Origin of the sequence: Aquibium pacificum, assembly GCF_040839445.1 — a bacterium.
Taxonomy (GTDB): Bacteria; Pseudomonadota; Alphaproteobacteria; order Rhizobiales; family Rhizobiaceae; genus Aquibium; species Aquibium pacificus.
The window spans coordinates 62345-79157 of record NZ_JBDPGJ010000006.1 but is presented as its reverse complement, the minus strand read 5'-3'; the positions used below and the strand labels follow the sequence as shown (position 1 = coordinate 79157).

The 16813-nt window shown below is 60.9% G+C and carries 17 protein-coding genes and 2 pseudogenes; 4 read left to right on the top strand and 15 right to left on the bottom strand.

Annotated elements, in window-relative coordinates; translation table 11 throughout:
• Positions 1-32: 32 nt before the first annotated feature.
• The 5 genes from ABGN05_RS23755 to ABGN05_RS23735 all read right to left on the bottom strand — a co-directional run bounded on the left by ABGN05_RS23755 (position 33) and on the right by ABGN05_RS23735 (position 4920).
• Entirely contained in the window at positions 33-878 is an 846-nt protein-coding gene (locus ABGN05_RS23755) for a universal stress protein (protein WP_367956533.1), read from the bottom strand.
• Positions 879-944: 66 nt separating this feature from the next.
• The gene (locus ABGN05_RS23750; protein ID WP_367956532.1) at positions 945-1616 is read right to left on the bottom strand and encodes a CerR family C-terminal domain-containing protein; all 672 of its coding nucleotides are present in this window, start codon (positions 1614-1616) and stop codon (positions 945-947) included.
• 107 nt (positions 1617-1723) lie between these two features.
• Positions 1724-3310, bottom strand: a complete 1587-nt coding sequence (locus ABGN05_RS23745) for a DHA2 family efflux MFS transporter permease subunit (RefSeq protein ID WP_367956531.1) — start codon at positions 3308-3310, stop codon at positions 1724-1726.
• Positions 3294-4493 carry an HlyD family secretion protein gene (locus ABGN05_RS23740; protein WP_367956530.1) on the bottom strand — a complete coding sequence of 400 codons (1200 nt, stop codon included), beginning with the start codon at positions 4491-4493 and terminating at the stop codon, positions 3294-3296. Before ABGN05_RS23740 ends, ABGN05_RS23745 begins: the two co-directional genes overlap by 17 nt.
• A gap of 1 nt (position 4494) precedes the next feature.
• Positions 4495-4920: a MarR family transcriptional regulator gene (locus tag ABGN05_RS23735; protein WP_367956529.1), complete on the bottom strand. Its 426-nt coding sequence runs from the start codon at positions 4918-4920 to the stop codon at positions 4495-4497.
• 70 nt (positions 4921-4990) lie between these two features.
• On the opposite strand from ABGN05_RS23735, the gene ABGN05_RS23730 reads away from it, so the two are divergent.
• The 4 genes and pseudogenes from ABGN05_RS23730 to ABGN05_RS23715 form a co-directional block, all read left to right on the top strand.
• Positions 4991-5467, top strand: coding sequence for a universal stress protein (locus ABGN05_RS23730; RefSeq protein ID WP_367956528.1), 477 nt, complete (start codon positions 4991-4993; stop codon positions 5465-5467).
• Positions 5468-5533: 66 nt separating this feature from the next.
• Positions 5534-6298, top strand: coding sequence for a MarR family transcriptional regulator (locus ABGN05_RS23725; RefSeq protein ID WP_367956527.1), 765 nt, complete (start codon positions 5534-5536; stop codon positions 6296-6298).
• 782 nt (positions 6299-7080) lie between these two features.
• Positions 7081-7689, top strand: coding sequence for a recombinase family protein (locus tag ABGN05_RS23720; RefSeq protein WP_367956526.1), 609 nt, complete (start codon positions 7081-7083; stop codon positions 7687-7689).
• Positions 7643-7864, top strand: a pseudogene (locus tag ABGN05_RS23715) (recombinase zinc ribbon domain-containing protein); the annotation flags it as partial. The gene ABGN05_RS23720 and the pseudogene ABGN05_RS23715, both read left to right, overlap by 47 nt.
• A 114-nt stretch (positions 7865-7978) precedes the next feature.
• Here the strand turns inward: ABGN05_RS23715 and ABGN05_RS23710 are convergent.
• The 10 genes and pseudogenes from ABGN05_RS23710 to ABGN05_RS23665 form a co-directional block, all read right to left on the bottom strand.
• Positions 7979-8175 (bottom strand): annotated as a pseudogene (locus ABGN05_RS23710) (hypothetical protein); the annotation flags it as partial.
• 13 nt (positions 8176-8188) lie between these two features.
• Positions 8189-8449, bottom strand: coding sequence for a hypothetical protein (locus ABGN05_RS23705; RefSeq protein ID WP_367956525.1), 261 nt, complete (start codon positions 8447-8449; stop codon positions 8189-8191).
• Positions 8450-8777: 328 nt separating this feature from the next.
• Complete coding sequence (locus ABGN05_RS23700) at positions 8778-9710, bottom strand: hydroxymethylglutaryl-CoA lyase (RefSeq protein ID WP_367956524.1); 933 nt, start codon at positions 9708-9710, stop codon at positions 8778-8780.
• A 12-nt stretch (positions 9711-9722) separates the two neighbouring features.
• Complete coding sequence (locus ABGN05_RS23695; protein ID WP_367956523.1) at positions 9723-10448, bottom strand: ABC transporter ATP-binding protein; 726 nt, start codon at positions 10446-10448, stop codon at positions 9723-9725.
• Between the two features lie 3 nt (positions 10449-10451).
• Entirely contained in the window at positions 10452-12164 is a 1713-nt protein-coding gene (locus ABGN05_RS23690; protein ID WP_367956522.1) for a branched-chain amino acid ABC transporter ATP-binding protein/permease, read from the bottom strand.
• 52 nt (positions 12165-12216) lie between these two features.
• Complete coding sequence (locus ABGN05_RS23685; RefSeq protein ID WP_367956521.1) at positions 12217-13104, bottom strand: branched-chain amino acid ABC transporter permease; 888 nt, start codon at positions 13102-13104, stop codon at positions 12217-12219.
• Positions 13105-13222: 118 nt separating this feature from the next.
• Positions 13223-14434, bottom strand: coding sequence for an ABC transporter substrate-binding protein (locus ABGN05_RS23680; RefSeq protein WP_367956520.1), 1212 nt, complete (start codon positions 14432-14434; stop codon positions 13223-13225).
• Between the two features lie 86 nt (positions 14435-14520).
• On the bottom strand, positions 14521-15561 hold the full coding sequence (locus ABGN05_RS23675; RefSeq protein ID WP_367956519.1) for an alcohol dehydrogenase catalytic domain-containing protein: 1041 nt from the start codon (positions 15559-15561) through the stop codon (positions 14521-14523).
• 303 nt (positions 15562-15864) lie between these two features.
• Positions 15865-16293, bottom strand: coding sequence for a DUF3870 domain-containing protein (locus ABGN05_RS23670; protein WP_367956518.1), 429 nt, complete (start codon positions 16291-16293; stop codon positions 15865-15867).
• Positions 16294-16369: 76 nt separating this feature from the next.
• On the bottom strand, positions 16370-16798 hold the full coding sequence (locus ABGN05_RS23665; RefSeq protein ID WP_367956517.1) for a PaaI family thioesterase: 429 nt from the start codon (positions 16796-16798) through the stop codon (positions 16370-16372).
• Positions 16799-16813: the final 15 nt, after the last annotated feature.

Genomic DNA, 16813 nt, shown 5'->3' with positions numbered 1-16813 from the left:
CGCGAGCCCCGCAAAATTTCCGGCTATCCGGTTCAGTGCGATATCAGCACTGGAACCGTCGTATTTTTCAGAACCGCCCGTGTCACGCTTCCGAAGAGCAACTGCCTGGAGCGACCGTGACTGTAAACACCCATGACAATCAGGTCGGCATTGTGACGAATGGCGGCATTCACGACGGCGTCGGCGATAGATGCGCCGTCGGACTCAAGTTGTTCAACGTCCACCGGGGCTCCATGGCGTGCCAGATGGAGAGCGATGTTGGCCCCGGGTTCTTCTCCATGCCGGCCGGGATTTCTGTTCGGATCGACAACGAGGATTTTGACGAGTTCGGCCTCTGAGAGGAGCGGCAACGCATCTGTGGCGGCCCTGCGCGCTTCCTTGCTGGCATTCCAGGCAATCAGGATTCGGGTGCCAACGCTGTCCGACGTCCAGTTGTTCGGCACAATCAGCATCGGAACGCCGGTTGCAAGCAGAAGATGCTCGGGAAGCCAATGTTCTGGCAACCCACGCGGCTCCGTCTGACCTACGATCACCAGATCAGCATAAAAAGAATTGAGAAGAACATTCCGGTCACTCTCAGTATTCCATACCAGCCGCAACTCTGCCTGAATGCCTTTATCACCCACCAGATCGGCAAATTGCCGCCCCGCTTGCAAAATGGCCCGTTCCTGCGACGAACGGTGACGTTCGAGTACCTGCCGGACAGCGCGCTGGCCACGGGCAAAGCCGTCGTGTGAATGATGATCGATGTTGTCCGGGACGACGTAGATGCCGATCAGATGAGCCATGCTCCGCCGCGCGAGATCAGCCGCAATGCGCAGCCGGTGCATGCTTGCTGATGGTGCATCGACGAAGACGATAATATCCTTGTATGCCATGTGGCTTCCGCTTTGGAGATTTTGGTCAAACCGAAATGATGCTGAACGGCGCCTAGAGACGCTTCTCTATGCTCCCCTATGTTGCCGTAACATTGCGTCGAGGTTGTTTATGACGGCGGCCGTGATCATTGCTGACTCGCGGGGACCGACCGCCTGCCAGTTCATCCGCCGCATCACCACCTCGCGACCGATACGAAAATAGAGCACCTGGCCTATCAGCGTGAAGACTGTGATGCGTGTTGTCTCTTCCTCGGCGGGCTCGCCCGTCGCCGCTTCCCACAACTGGCACAGGTGGCGGTGAACCGGTTCTACGACGCCTGTATAGATCCGGTCCAGCGCGGAGGTCGGATGCGCCATCTCGCGGAGTATGAACTGGACAATCGACAACATTTCCGGCCGGCTCGTTACGAAAATGGCCATGGTTTCCAGCGCCACGCGCAATTCCTCAGCTGCACTGTCCGGGTCAGCGGCAGTGACCGGATCATGACCGTCGAAGGAGAATGCGCGTGCGGCTGCGCCTCGGATCGTCTCGACGATGAAGTCCGCGCAGGCATTCCGGAGGCCTTCCTTGCCGCCGAAATGATAGGCGATGCTGGCGATATTGGCTTTCGCTTTCGCGGCGATTTCACGGGTCGAGGTACCGTCAAAACCCTTGCCGCCGAACAGCTCAAGTGCGGCGCGGATCAACGCCTGCCGGGTCTGCTCGGAAGAGCCGGCGTGATGGGGTCGGGTTTGCATGGGTTCGTTTCCAAGTCACTGACGCCCGAATTCGCGCGAGGCACGGCTCGATGCCGCCGCGTTGATGCGGCTGGCCGCCCGACCGAAGAGGGCCGTGCCCGACATCGTCAGTCGGTCGCGCCGACAGGGGCGCTGTGCGCGTCGAGTCTGTGACGGGTTTCGGCGCGATACAGCAGCCATGTCGGCAACAGCGCAATCGCAAAGACGATCGCCACAACAATGAAGCCATCGCCGAACGCGGCCGTATTCGCCTGAATGACGATGCTTTGCGCGAGAAAGGACATCGCCGCCGGCAGTTGTTGGAAATCCGGTATGCCGGCCGCCTTGACCATTCCGGCAACCTGATTCAGCAGCGAAATTGTCGCGGTGTTGTCGCTGGTCTGGGTCGCGGCGAACGCGTCGGCGTGCATCACGGTCCGTCGCTCGAGGAAGACGGCAAGCAGGTTGACGCCGAAGGCGCCGCCGAGCTGTCGTATGAAATTTATTGCTCCCGACCCCTGGGCGACCAGCTTCGCGGGAAGCACCTTCAGCGAACTCGCGGTCAGCGACGGGAAAATGAGGCCCAGACCAACCCGCGACAGCACGGTGAGCCAAGCAAGCACCCAGAAGCTTGTATTGATGTCGATGTCCGCCGTGAGATAGGAGGAATAGGCGAAGATCGCGAGACCGGAGCCGATCAGCCAGCCTGACGGGAGGCGATCGGACATGCGCCCGGCGATGGGGAACACGAGCACCAGAACAAAGCCCGAGGGCATCAGCAGCAGGCCCGCCTGTGTCGGCGTCAATCCCTGGATCGTCTGCACGAACAGCGGGACCAGATAGGTCGAGCCGAAGAGGCCCGCGCCCATGATGAAGCCGACCAGGCAGGCGGAAGCGAAGGGCAACTGCGCGAAGAGCCGCATGTCGAGCATCGGCTTTTCGGTCCTGATCTCCCAAAGGACGAACCCCGACGCTGCAAGCGCGGCAATCGCGAACTGTGCCAGGATCGGATCCGAGGTCCAGCCCTCGCGCTGGGCGTTGGTCAGTGCGTTCAACAGAAAACCGAGAAAGACGCAAAGAAGGATCATGCCGGTCCAGTCGAATCCCGGGCGCGGCCCACTTTCGGCCCGCGACGGCAGAAAAAGGTTCGACAGGACAATGGCTAGCGCGGCGAAGGGAAGACCGAGATAAAAGACATACCGCCAGTTGAACGCGTCGATCAGGATACCGCCGATCCACGGGCCGAGCGCCGGTGCGAGCACGACGCCAATGCCGAATATCCCCATGGCGGCGCCGCGCTGGTTTGCAGGAAAGACCTGGAAGAGCAAAACCATTGCAAGTGGCTGTATTATTCCGGCTGCCGCCCCCTGGATCACCCGCGCAATGGTCAGCACGGTTTCGTTGGGAGCAAGCCCGCCCAGGACCGATCCTGCAGCGAACAGGACGAGCGCGGTGATCATGCTTAGCCGTTGGCCGAAGGCCCTGTTGGCCCAGTCGGCCAGCAGCATCGTGGCGGTCATCGCAGCGAGGAATCCGGTCGAAATCCATTGCGCCTCGACCTGGCTGATGCCGAACGTCCCCATGACCCCGGGAATTGCAACGTTGACGATCGTGGTCGAGAGCACGACCGCAATCGCGGCGATCATCACGGTTCCCGTCGCCAGCCAACGGTAGGCCGGACCATAACGGTCGAAGAGATTATCGATCGACGACATCGATGCTGACTTCCACCATCATTCCGGGACGCAGCAGGCCATCCTGCCTTCCGATGGAAACCCGCACCGGCAGGCGTTGGGTCACCTTGGTGAAATTGCCGCTCGGATTGGGGCTGGGCAGCAGGGCGAACTGGCTTGTAGCCGCTGCGCCGAGCCGCACGACCTCGCCGTGGAATTCCCGTCCGGGATAGGCGTCGACGGTGATCCGAGCGGGTGCGCCAATTTGAACATTCCGGAAATCCGTCTCCTTTACGTTCGCATCGACCCATACGTTCTCGGGATCGTGATAGATAAGCAGCCTGGCGCCGGGCGAGACGTATTCACCGGCGTCAACAAAGGTGCTGTCGATCACCCCGTCGAACTCCGCTCGGATTTCGCGCTTCGTCAGGTCGATACGCTTCTGTTCGATCTGCGCGGCCAATGCTTCGATCTGTGTGTCAAGCGTGGCGATCTGCCGTTCAAGCACGCCGATCTGGGCCTTCTCCGCCTCGACCACCTGCAGATTTGCCTTGGCGGTCTCAATGCCTGCCGCGGTCGAACGCTCCTGTTGCGTAGCGGCCGAGAGCTGGGCTTCTGCATCCTCGAGCTGCTGGATTGACAGAACATTTCGCCCCGCAAGAGCCGTGACCCGGTCGAACTGGGACTGCGCGTTCTCGAGCGTCGCCTCGGCAGATGCGTGCGCGGCTTCCGCAGCGGTAATTTGGGCGCGGGCCGCGTCAAGCTTGGCGGCGACCTGGGTTCGTATAAAGTCCTGCTGCGCGCGCAACTGGTTCTGCTGGGACTTGACGCCGGATACTTGAGCCTCCAAGCCTTTCAACTCTTGCGTGACGGAGGCCGAATCCAGCGTCGCAAGAACCTGGCCCCTTGCGACCCTGTCGCCCGCAATGACGGAAAGCGTCGCGATCCTGCCGGAGACCTCGCTGCTGACGGCTACCAGATTGCCGGCGATGCGGGCATCGTCGAGGAAGACATGGGTCCACCGCGCCTCCAGCCAAGGATAGGTGAAATAGGCTGCAACACCAAGCGCCGCCAGTATCACCACCGTTCGGACGAGCCGGCGGACTCTTCCGTCCCGCCGCCCTGGTGAGGCGGTTGTTTCGACGGCGTCCCCCGAAGGCTCGGCTTCGGCGATGTCCAGCTCCCTCGCCTTCACGTAGTGCGAGGGCTTTGCTTCCATATTCATTCTAAAATCCTTCAAGTCGGCTGCCGATGAGACGCAGCACCCGATGCGCGGTCGCCAGATCGTCCGGGTGAATGCCTTCCATCACTTCTTTCCTGAAGGCATCCGCAATGCGATCTATCTCGTCGATGACCGGCCTGGCGCTCTCGGTGAGGTGGATTTTCTTGACGCGCCTGTCATCGCCAGCCTCGAGGCGCTCGATCAGTCCCCGCTCCTGGAGTGCGTCCAGCAGACGCACCAAGGTCGGCCCCTCCACGCCGATCTTGTCGGCAAGGTCCCTTTGCGCAAGGCAGCCTGAGTGACGCAGATGCAGAAGTGCAATCCATCGCGCCTGCGTCAGCCCCAGATGCTTCACGCGCGCGTTAAGGAGCGTTCGCCAACGGCGTGCGACCCGGCCAAGTTCCACGGCAAACTCTTTGCTTGGATCCAAGTCTTAGCTTTCTTATTGATAGTGTGCTATTGAATAGCTTAGTCTCGATCATGAGGCAAGGGCTACTGATATGTACCGCAAGATGCTGCTGGCATATGATGGGTCTGTCGACGGGCGTCTTGCCCTTCGCGAGGGAGCGCGACTCGCGCAGCTATGCGGATCGCAGGTCTGCCTGCTGGCGGTGGTGCAGATTTCCACGGGCATCGTGTTTGCGGAGGGCGTGCATCCGGGAATTGTCGGCGACCAGAGCGAGGTCTACCGAAACATCCTGGCCGAAGGCGAGCGGCGCCTGCGCGACATGGGCCTCCGACCCGAAGCCCGCCTCAATATGGGTGACCCCGGACCCGAGATTTGCGCCGTCGCAAGGGAGATCGATGCCGATCTCGTTGTCATTGGACACCGCCAGCATGGAATCCTGGCAAGGTGGTGGTCAGGGTCGGTGGCCACATATCTCGCCGACCATCTGGCCTGCAGCCTGCTGATCGGGCGGATGGAGATGTCCAACCCGCACTCCGACAGGCCCAAGGTCCGATCAAAGGCTCTTTGACAATCCATGCCCGACAGAGTCCCGAGAAACCAAGTCGCTGTCCAAATGGATCAAGTCCGTGTTTGCTTGCCGGCAGAGGTCGCCCTTGCCCTTGAAGGGCTCGCCTTTGCCAAGTCGTTCCACCGACAGCTTTCGTTCGAATTCGAGGTCGCGGGGCTTGCAGTGACGCGTGCCGAGGCGCGCGTGCTCTTGACCGTGGCGCAAAATGAAGGCCTCCGCCAGACGCAGTTGGCCCAATTGCTTTCCTGCGAGGCGATGACCCTCGTCGGCGCGCTCGATCGCTTGCAGGCTGCGGGCCTGGTCAAGCGGGAGCCCGACGAAAGCGACCGCCGAGCGAAGCGGGTTCTATTGCGGCCCGCGGCGATTCCGCTCGTCAGAAGAATCAAGAAAGTCTTCACCGAACTCTGCGTTGCCACTTGCAACGGATTGGACGATGAAGCGGCGAAACAATCACGGGATACCCTTTCGCGAATGCGTGGGAATCTGGCGGAGCTGGCGGCAGGCGCGTATCCGGCGAGCAGAATTGATCAGCCGGCGGAGGAGAGTTCCGGCCACGACCGGGAATGCACGATGGAGCACAACCAAAATGGTCGTCTTTCTCCGTCTCAGTGCCGGATGGCCAGAGCGGGGCTGGGACTTTCCGTCCGTGAGCTTGCGAAACAGGCAAAAGTCTCTGGACTTGCGGTTACCCGCTTCGAGAACGGCAACGTCTCGTGCCCGGACGAAGTGGTAGACGCTCTGAAACAGGTCTTGGAATCAAGCGGCGCGGAGTTCATCAACGAGAATGGAGGCGGTCCGGGTGTGCGGATCCAAGGGAAAAATTGCCGGTAGAGACGGCGTGTCTCTTGGCATGAAGAGAAATTGGGTATCAAAGGCCATGCGGTCAGCGCGATCGGTGTCATTCAGTTCACCTGTGGTGAAGCATGTTCATGGAAGGCGAGAGGGAGAACGGGCAGCTCCGGAGTTCACCTGAGCCCCACTTCCCTCCAGCTATAGGAGAGTCCTGGATTTCGTTGGACCGCTCTCCGATGCGCCCTCAGCTGTCGCTAGAGTTTTCCGGCCCTTGATCAGCAACACGGGCTGGCTGCGTGTGCCGATTTCATGAGCGCGGCCGGGACCTTTCCCGATCGCGCCGTGTGGCCGTTGCTCATTATATAACCCGACGACGGAACGCCCACCGGTTTTGAGCGCGAGCTTCTTTACCCATGGCATCCCTGGACTGGACGGCAGTCTTTATCCCACGAGGTGATCGAGAAGGAGGATGCAGCGGTTTTCCGCTACACCCTTTGACCCTTTCTGGATAGTCGTTGCATCGTTGGCTGGAGATTCCGGCATGTGTCATTATGCATGAGAAGATTAGGCCGCATCATTTGGAGCGGAAGGCAATCCTGCATGTGCGCCAGTCGTCCGCCCATCAGGTGCTGCACAATCACGAGAGCGGCACACTTCAATATGCCCGTCCACGGTCGTCTGACGGCGCTCGGTTGGTTTCGCATCGACACGATCGACGACGATCTCGGCCGCTCTGCCGCCGGCGGCGTCGCACGCGCTGGGTTCGACCGGATGGTCGCGGAAGTCTGCCTCGGCAAGGTTGGAGCGGTGCGGCACGAGGGGTGTCGCGGTTTGCCCGCAACAGTCGTGACTGGCAGCAGCTCATCGAGATGTGCCGCGTCGTCGGCACCGTGCTGATCGACCAGGAGACGATCTATGCGCCGCGCCAGGGCAACGACCGGCTGCTGTTGGAGCTGAAGGGAAGTCTCAATGAGTACGAGCTCGAACTTTTGCGCCGGCGTTTGCTCTCGGCCCGCTATGAGAAGGCCCGCCGTGGCGAATTCGTGAAGGTCGGGGACCGGATTGAGAAGGACCCCAACCACCGCGTGCAGGAGGCGATCATCACAGTGTTCGACAAGGTCGCGGAACTCGGTAGCGCCCGCCAGGCCCTGATGTGGTTCCTCGAGTATGGACTGGATTTGCCTGCCAAGCGCAACAATGGCGATGTCGTCTGGCGCAGGCCGAACTGTGCAACCATCCACCGAATGATCGAGAACCCGATCTACGGCGGCGCCTACGCCTATGGGAAGTCTGGTGTCGCACCGGGATTTGGCCCGTCTCACATTCGGCCGGGCGCTCGCCGCAAGCCGCGCGAGGAATGGCTGGCGCTGATCCCGGGCAGCCATGAAGGCTGTCAGTTGGGAAGGGCAGAGGCGATCCACACGATGTGAGCGACAATGTGCCACAGGCAGGCATCACGGGGCGCCCAAGCATGGAGATCTGTTGCTGGCGGGCCTTGTTCGCTGCCGGCGCTGCGGCCGCAAGCTCACGGTGCGATACACGGGCGCAAAGCACAACATCCCACGCTATTCCTGCTGGCGCGGGCTGCTCGACAATGGTGAGCCGCGTTGCATCGCTTTCGGCGGACTGCGCGTCGACGATGCGATCGAGGAAGCGCTTCTGCGTGTCGTGCAGCCGGGGGCGATTGTTGCGGCTGCAGAACCTGAGGCGCAGGCTGCCAGCGAAGTGGCGTTTGATACGCCGGCGGTCGCGCTCGGCCAATTCATCTTCGGCAAGGGCGGCGAGGAAGCGGGCGGCCCGCCAACCTTCTTGTCGGCCTGTTCGGCGAATTGCGGCCAGATCACCTTGGTAGCGGGAAGACGCAGTTCGTTGAGCAGCAGGCTGAGCTTGGCGTGGTCGATTGTCTTGTCCTTCATGCCGCATCTCCCGTCACGCCGGCGCTAATCTAATCGGGGCTTCATCGGTGTCCAGGGACGCAAGCTGCCCGACGATGTTCGGCATCTTTGCCGGGTCGGGCGCGAAACGCGCTCGAATGGCGGCCATGTCGGGCAGCTTGTGCTTCCTGAGGTGGGCAGCCAGTTCATCGGCCAGTTCACTCTCGCAACAGCGCTCATGAGCAATGGTGAGAACTTCAACCATGGTGCGGCAGGCCTGGCGCTCCGGCAGCCGCGCGACAAGAAGATCGAACATTTGCTTGTAGGCCTGTGTAGGCCTCACGCGGAAACGGAAACAGCTCGATCGCGGTAAACGACGTTCATCAGCGCCATGGGCCAATTGGAAAGCGACAGCGGACATTACGGTCTAATGCTCGTCACCGTTAAGGGCGGGTCGCTTCGCAAATGGCCTGCGGCTCACTTGACCGTCACTGCGCGCGGCGGCGATGTCCGAAGTCAGGTCGGGACGAGGAGATGGCCGCCAGTTGGCCAAGCAGGGAGATGAAAGATGATAGCAGATCAAACCTTGGCAATCATCGCCCCTACAAGTGCCAAGCGACACAGACCTTTGTGTCTTGTTCCGGTTAAGCCACCCGGCGCGTGACAAGTCCTGACCGAATCACCCGACCGTATAATTCACGGCCGAGCGCGTTCTCCACGCCCTGCGCCGTCTCGATCAGGCGGTCCAAATCAATTCCCGTGTCGTAACCCATCTGTTCGAGGACTGCGACCAAATCCTCGGTCACCACATTTCCTGTATGGCCTTCGGCATATTTGATTGCTGCCGGGTGTCCACCCAGTCCTCCGAAGGATGAATCGAGATAGTCCACGCCGGTCTCCACCGCGGCAAGCGCATTTGCCAGCCCGGTGCCGCGCGTGTCGTGAAAATGTGCGATCCACACGATGTCCGGAAATCGATCCAGCAACGCTCCAAACCGCTCACGTACGAGTTTTGGGTCCGCCATTCCCGTAGTGTCGCCGAGAGTAATCATTTCGATTCCCATCTCCGAGAAGAAGGTCGCCCATTCTTCGACCGCGGACAGCGGCACGTCACCGGTAAACGGGCAGCCGAACGCGGTGCCGATCGTGCCGACGATCCGCAGCCCGCTCTCTTGCGCGGCTTCGACCATGCCCCCGAATCCGCTTCGAACTTCGGCGTGGTTACGGCGGGTGTTTCTCAGTTGATGCGTTTCGCTCGCCGAAACGACCATGCTGATTTCGGACGGTCCGGCGCCGTCGACGACTGCCTGGACCGCGCGCTCCACGGCGCGGGCGTTTACGCAGGTCGCCTTGTACGAAACGCCAGCGCGCCGGCTGATGCGCTTCAGAACATCCTCGGCGTCGGCAAATTGTGGAACGTATTTGGGATGGGAGAACGACGTTGCTTCGATGCGCCGAAAGCCGAGCTCCGTGAAGCTGTTGATCAGAGCCACCTTCGTATTCGTGGGCAGGAACTCCGTCTCGTGCTGCAGACCGTCCCTGGCTGCACACTCGCAAATCGTGATCTGGCGTGACATGCGACTGTATCCCTAGAGCAACTGAAGCGTTTCCTTGCCAGACCGCAGCGTGCTCGCATCATAGGTCTGGCTGATCGTTCCAAGCCTTACGACCAGCACCCGGTCGGCGATGCGGATACCCGCATTCACGTTCTGCTCCACGAGCAGAATCGTTGTGTTCCAGTTGTCGCGAAGCGTCTGCAATTGGTCCAGCACCTGGGTCGTGAGACTGGGCGCCAGGCCCGCCGATGGTTCGTCGACGAGCAGCACGCGAGGTTCGAGCATCAGAGCTATTCCCATCGACAGCATTTTCTGCTCGCCGCCGCTCAGCAGTCTCGCCGCCGAATCGCGTCGTTCCGCCAGCTGCGGAAAGAACTCCAGTATGCGTGCCATTCGCTCGTCAACGAGCGATGCCGACTCCAGCAGATAGCCTCCGAGGCGGAGATTGTTGCTCACTGAGAAGTTCGGGAAAAACCCCTGGTGTTGCAGTACGATGCTGAGGCCGGTCTCTACGTTGAGCCGGACGTTTGGAGTGCCTATCGGCTCGCCGTCCACCGATATCTCGCCCTCGCACCACGGAAGCAGTCCCGTGATAGCACGCAGGATGGTTGATTTGCCCGCTCCGTTGTGCCCGACGAACAGCACGATCTCCCCCGGAGCCACGGCGAAATTTATGTCGTGCAGAATGCGATTATTGGCGTACCCGCCGTCGAGATTTTTCACCTCGAGAATTGGCGCCTGTCCGCTTTGTGCGCTCATGACTCATACTCCCAGGTACAGGCGGTTGAGGTCTTTGTCCGCCATGATCTCGTCGAAGCCGGCAACCTTCGCCACCGTGCCTTCCGCCATGAAAACCACGCGGTCAACCAGACCTTCGAGGAAGTCCATATTATGTTCGACGATCAGCATGGTGACCCCGAGATCCTCGCGCACGCGAAGGATCGTGCGGCGGATGTCCTGGCGCATCTGCGGGTCGATGCCCGCGGCGGGCTCGTCAAGCAGCCAGACGGAAGCGCCTTGCGCCAGCAGCCGTGCGAAGCCGACCAGCTTCTGCTGGCCGAAACTCAACTCGCCCACCTTTTCGTTCGCGTGCCCCTCAAGGCCCATGTAGCGCAGAAGATCGAACGCCTTTTCACGGCGCGCCGCCTCACCTGAGCGGTCTATGGGAAGCCAGGCGAACAAGGGGTTTTCGCGCAGTGATCGCGGGAACGACACCAGCACGTTGTCGAGCGCCGTCATGTTGCTGAACGGGCGCACATGTTGAAACAGACGTCCGATCCCGGCTTGCGCGATCCGGTGCGGTTTCAGCGTCGAGAGGTTTTGTCCGCGATAGCTTATCTTGCCCGCGTTCGGCCGGATGCTGCCACCTATGAGGTCGAATAGTGTCGTCTTGCCCGCACCGTTGGGTCCGACGATGCCAATGATGTCACCGGCGTCGACAGAGATGCTGGTGTCATGTACCGCAACAAGCCCGCCATAGGATTTGGTGACATTGTCGATCCTCAGCAATGGTCCTTGCGCGTCCGCGGCGAACGCATTTGGATTGACATGTTCCAGCTTTACCGCCTGACGCTGTCCGCGCCCCTCCAGTCCCGCGCTGTCGGCTACAAGAGTGCTCGTTGCATGTTCCGGCAGCAGTCCCTGCGGTCTCCGCATGATGACGCCGACCAGGATCAGGCCGAACAGGACCATGGCGAGATGCGCTCCCGCCGCCGTCGGCATGATGACGCGGAGCGCCTCCTCCAGCGTGATCAGGACGGCCGCGCCGGCGATCCCCCCGAACGGATTTGCGAGTCCGCCCAGCAGCACCATAATCACGACCGTGAATGAGACATAGATGACGAAGCTGTCGGGGTTGATGAAAGTGATTACGGTGGCGAACAGGCCGCCGGCGACTCCGGCAAATCCACATCCGATGAAGAAGACCGCGATCTTGAACCAGAGCGTGTTCTTGCCGAGCGCGGCGATGCCGATCTCGTCTTCGCGGATTGCCTTCATGACACGGCCGAACGGAGATCGCGTCGTCTCATACATCATCCACCAGCACAGAGTCGAAACGGCCAGCGTGATCAGAAAGACCTGTCCGTTTGTCTGAAACACATAGCCGAACAGGTCTGCATGCGGGATGTCGCGTATTCCGGCTGGGCCGCCGGTGATGTCGAGATTGAGGAACAGCGACGTGCCGAGGACCTGTACCGCGAAGGTGGCGAGAAGCAGATATTCGCCAGACACCCGCAGTGACGGGATCGACAACGCGAGGCTCGCGGCGGCCGCTGTTGCAAAGGCAACGACCAGGGCGAGCGGAAACGGCACGCCATACTCGATCCGCACGATCGTGAACGCGTAGGCGCCGATGCCGAAGAAGACTGCATGGGCGACCGAGAACAGGCCCCCGTAACCCTTGATGAGGTTCAGCGACGTCGCCAGAAGCGCGTATACGCAGATGAGCGTGAGCACGAGAAACAGATAGTCCATCGTCAGCCACCGTCCGCTGTGTGCATGGCTTGCAGGGTTTTCGCGAAATCGGTCATCTGGCGGCTCTTGCGGCGCCGATGTTGCCGAGCAGTCCGCTTGGTCGCCACACCACCACCACCATCATGATGAGGAACGCGATCGTGTCGGACCAGAAGGCCGGCAGCTGCAGACTGATCATCGCCGCGAGCAGGCCGAGCATGAAAGCGCCCAGGAAGGCGCCGACCGTGCTGCCGATGCCGCCTACGACGACCGCGGCGACAGCGTAAAGCAGTGGCGTAAGGCCCATCGTCGGCACGAGGCTTGAATACCAGCCGGTGGCGATGGCAGCGGGAACCACAAGCAGCGAGGCGATGGAAATGGCGACGGCGCTAACGAGCGTCGGATTGATCCCGACGACCTCCGCCATCGTTGGATTGTCCGCATAAGCCATCATGGCGCGGCCGATCCGCGTGGCTTTCAGAAAGAGCATTGTCGCGCCGAAGCCTGCGATCGCCACGGTGAGCGTCACGATATCGGTCAACGATATGATCACCGTGCCAATCTGGTAGAAAACGCCACCGAAGGGATTTTCGAGATACCGTCCGCCGGTGCCCCATCCCAGCGCAATGAGATTTTCGATCGCAAACTGCATGCCGATCGATGCGAGCACGAGCGCGAAAGTGCCGGAGTTCCGTCGCTTCAAGGGGGCGTATATGTAGAGCTGTATCAGGAGCCCAGCCGCCACGGTCAGGATAGCTGTCAAGACGAATCCCAGCCAGAACGGCAGGCCCAGTTGCATGATGAACGCGTAGGCGAGAAAGCCCGCCAGGGCGAAGATCGCAGCGTGAGCGAAATGAAAGATGTGCGATACCGCAAGCACGAGGCCGAACCCGGTCGCCACCATCGAATATATGGCGGCTTGTGAAAGTCCGACCACCAGTAGCTGCAAGGCGAGATCCATTCCGAGCTCCGCTTGGATTTACTTGAGATGCTTGCCGAACGAATAGGGATGGTGGGCAAACAGCATGCGCAAATGCGCGGCCGCCGCTTCATCGGCCGCCGCCGCTGTGATTTGCCGATCATTTATCGGGCATGAGCTGATTTATTTCGCGCACCTGGTCAGCCGTATAGACGGTGACAGGAGAGAATTCCCCATTTTTGAGCTGATAGATGGCGATCGAGGTAAGTGCGTTGCGCTGTTCATCGAACGACATTCCGCCAGTCACCGTATCCTCGAACACGGCATCATCCATCAGATCGCGCATGTTGGCCGGAGTAACCTCCTCGCCCGCCTCCTTGAGACGTTTGATCAGCTCTGCATAGAGGCGCGTTCCCATGTAGAATTGCGAAGCGACATAGTCGAGGTCGTCGGTCGAGCCGTATTCCGCTTCCCATGCCTCCATCATTCTTTGATAGGCCGGAAACGGCTCCAGGTCCGGTCCAAAATTCGACGGGTTCGTGTAGACGCCGCCGTTGGCGGCTTGGCCGCCCAATTCGATGGTCGATTTGTGGTTGTAGGCGCCGTAACTTGCCCAGCGCGGCGTAAGGCCAAGGCTGGTGCCCTGAGCGATGATGGCGCCCACTTCGGTCGCGACGCCGCCGATATAGACGACATCCGGATCGGCCGCGCGGATGCGGGAAAGCTGGAGCCGGAAATCGTGAGCACCGGGCAGGAACGCTTCTTCGGCTACCACTTCGCCGCCGAAGGCTTCCATCGCTGGCGCGAGCACTTGCTGAAGACCCCGGCCAAGGTCGTCATCACGGTAGATGAGAGCGGCTTTCCTCTCGCCAAGGTCCTCGACGAGGTAGCGCGCAAGCACCGGTGCCTGGAGATGCGTCAGGGGAATGGCGTTGAAGAACCACGGCGACAGGTCCGACAGAGCAGGCGAGGCGCCGCCGACATTGACCAGTAGCCGCTCGTTCCTCTCGGCAACCGGCGCCTGGGCACGCGATACGCCGCTGTAGCCTGTAAGAGCATACGGCACGTCCTCGATCGAAATCGCTTGCTGCAGGGCGCGAACGCCAGTATCCGGCTTTGCCTGCGAATCGAAGAAGAACGGCTCCATACGGGCGCCATCGCCCAGCATTCCACTCTCGTTGATTTCCTTCACGGCAAGATTGACTGCCTTGGATGCGACCTCACCCTGCGAGGCGGCGATGCCCGTGAGTGGAAAGGTGATTGCGATCTTGTGCACGGTCTCTTGCGCTACCGCAAAATTCGAAACCGCCATCGCGGCGGCGAAGACCGCGCCTGCCACCACTCCCTGTGCTTTTCGTCTTTCGAAGAACATGATGCCTTCCTCCGGTTCGTCCCGATTGCTTGTCATCCGGCCGCAGGGACGGGCGTCGGCCGGATGCCGGTTCGCAGCGGTATCCGTCAGTCGGCCGACGCCGCCAGCACGTAGCGCCCCCGCGAAGCACCCGCTTCCATCAGCGCATGCGCTTCCGATCCCTTTTCGAGGGGAAGCATTCTGTCCACATGCACCCGCACCGCACCGGACACGAGAAGATCGTAAACCTCTTGCAATTCGGCCTTGGTGCAGGTGCGCGTCCCGATGAGGCTTATTTCCTTGAGTATGAAATGGGCGGGCGTGATCTGCGCCTTCTTACCTGTTATGTTTCCCGCGAGCACGGCCCGGCCGCCCTTTCGGAGCGCGCGAACAGACTGATCCAGGGTCCGCTCTCCAACGACCTCGATGACGAGGTCGCAACCACGCCCGCCAGTAAGCGCCTTCACTTGATCGGCGAAAACCAGATTGTCCGAGACGATAACTTCGTCGGCGCCTGCCTGGCGAAGCAGCTCTGATTTTTCATCGCTGGAGGTCACAGCAATGCATCTGCAACCGAAATGGCGCAACAGTTCGAGCGCATGCAGTCCGGCGCCGCCGCTGGCGCCGGTCACGACGACGGTTTCACCAGGTTGCGCCTGACCGCGCGTCCGGATTGCGTGATAGGCGGTTCCGAAGGTGCAGCTTGCAACGGCAGCGGTTTCCAGTGGCAACCCGTCGGGAAGCGGTATCACCGCGTGATCGGGAACCTTCACGAATTCAGCGTAACCTCCGTCCAGATCCTCACCGAGGAATCGGGCGCGAAAGGTTTCGCAGTATGCCTCGTTGCCGGCGCGGCATTGTTCGCAGTCTCCGCAGCCGATGCGTATGAGGGAGGATACACGCTGACCCGTCTCGACGCCGGTAACGTCCGGACCAAGCGAAACGACCGTCCCACCTATCTGGTGACCGGGAATGACCGGAAGCGGCGTCTTTGCGAATGCGCCGGAGCGCGTCAGCAGATCATGCCGGCAGATGCCGCAATAGGCGACGCGGATCAGGACTTCGCCCGGCCCCGGTGTCGGCACGGGGCGAACGCTCGGCACCAATTGCTCGGGCCCGCCGAAACGGCTCAGCAACAGCGCATTCATCGATTCCGGTATGGCGGGGCGCGGGCTCACGACCCTCTCCCGGACGGCAGACGGATGGTCGACGCGGATATACCTGAAACCCGCTCGTAACCGACCGTCGCAACAGTGAATTCGGATAGGAAATTCGCCACAACAAGCCTCGCAATTCCAACATGATTGGAATTCTCACGAGCCTTGTGTCCTCCGTAAAGACCAGCTGCTTTTCCGCAGCTCTTTCCGGATTTTGGCTAGTCGCGTACGCAAACAGGCCAGAAAACTGTACCCTGTCGCGTAATTAAATCCTATTGACGGCCGGTAGGCCTGTCAAGCTTGCCGCGCCACTTGCGGCTGAAACGCAGAGCGCAATTCTCTAACGCGCGTAGTCGTTTGCGGTCCGCGCAACGAGGCGGTTCGGGGGTCTCCGCAAGCCAGGCGCTTGAGCCCCTCTTCGTAGCGCTGACCGATCATCTTCAAGCAGGCGATCAGAGAGTCGGTAGACGATGTCCAGTAGCGCGCGCGCACCTTCTCGCACAGCTTCTCGACACCGTTGGAGAGTTCGTAGCCGACGGCGACACGCCTAAAAAAATCCTTCGACAGGTCGGTGACGCCCGGAACGTCCGCGCCGACGATCCTGCCGTTGCGCATTTCGACTTCCAGCACCACGCCGAACAGGCGCTGCTTCTCCTGCATTACCGTTCCCTTGGGTGCTGGCGCATATCCGGTCAGCAGAATGGTCGGTTCTTTATTGGCCATTGGCTTTCCACCCTTTTCGGATTTTTGTCGTTTCGCTACATGTTAGTCGCAACCGGGCGCGGCGCAATATGTGACGTCATCGCCGCCGGCGGATCGAGATCGTGCCCATTGCCGTGGCTACGTGCTTGCCATTCTCGTCATAGGCGTCGCCAAGGGCGACACCGAGGCTACCGCCGACACGCACGGCGCGTCCTTTGAAAACCAGCCGGGGCGGGTGTGCGCCTTCGAGAAAATTCACTTTCAGTTCCACGGTGGTCAACCGGTCTCCGTCAGAGCAGCGCGAGCGCACCGATTGAAGGATCGCTGAATCGAGACCCGCGGTTATCACGCCGCCATGAATGACCCCGATGCCGTTGACGAACTCGGGCTTGGCCGCCAGCACCACCGTGACCTCGCCATCGCCGACTTCCTCCATGGTGAAGCCCATATAAGCGTGGATCGGGGAGGCGCCATAGAGTTGCCGCATCTTGTCCGGCCAGGAGCCACCTATTGAGCTAGCTGTCATTCCCGTCATTGCTCC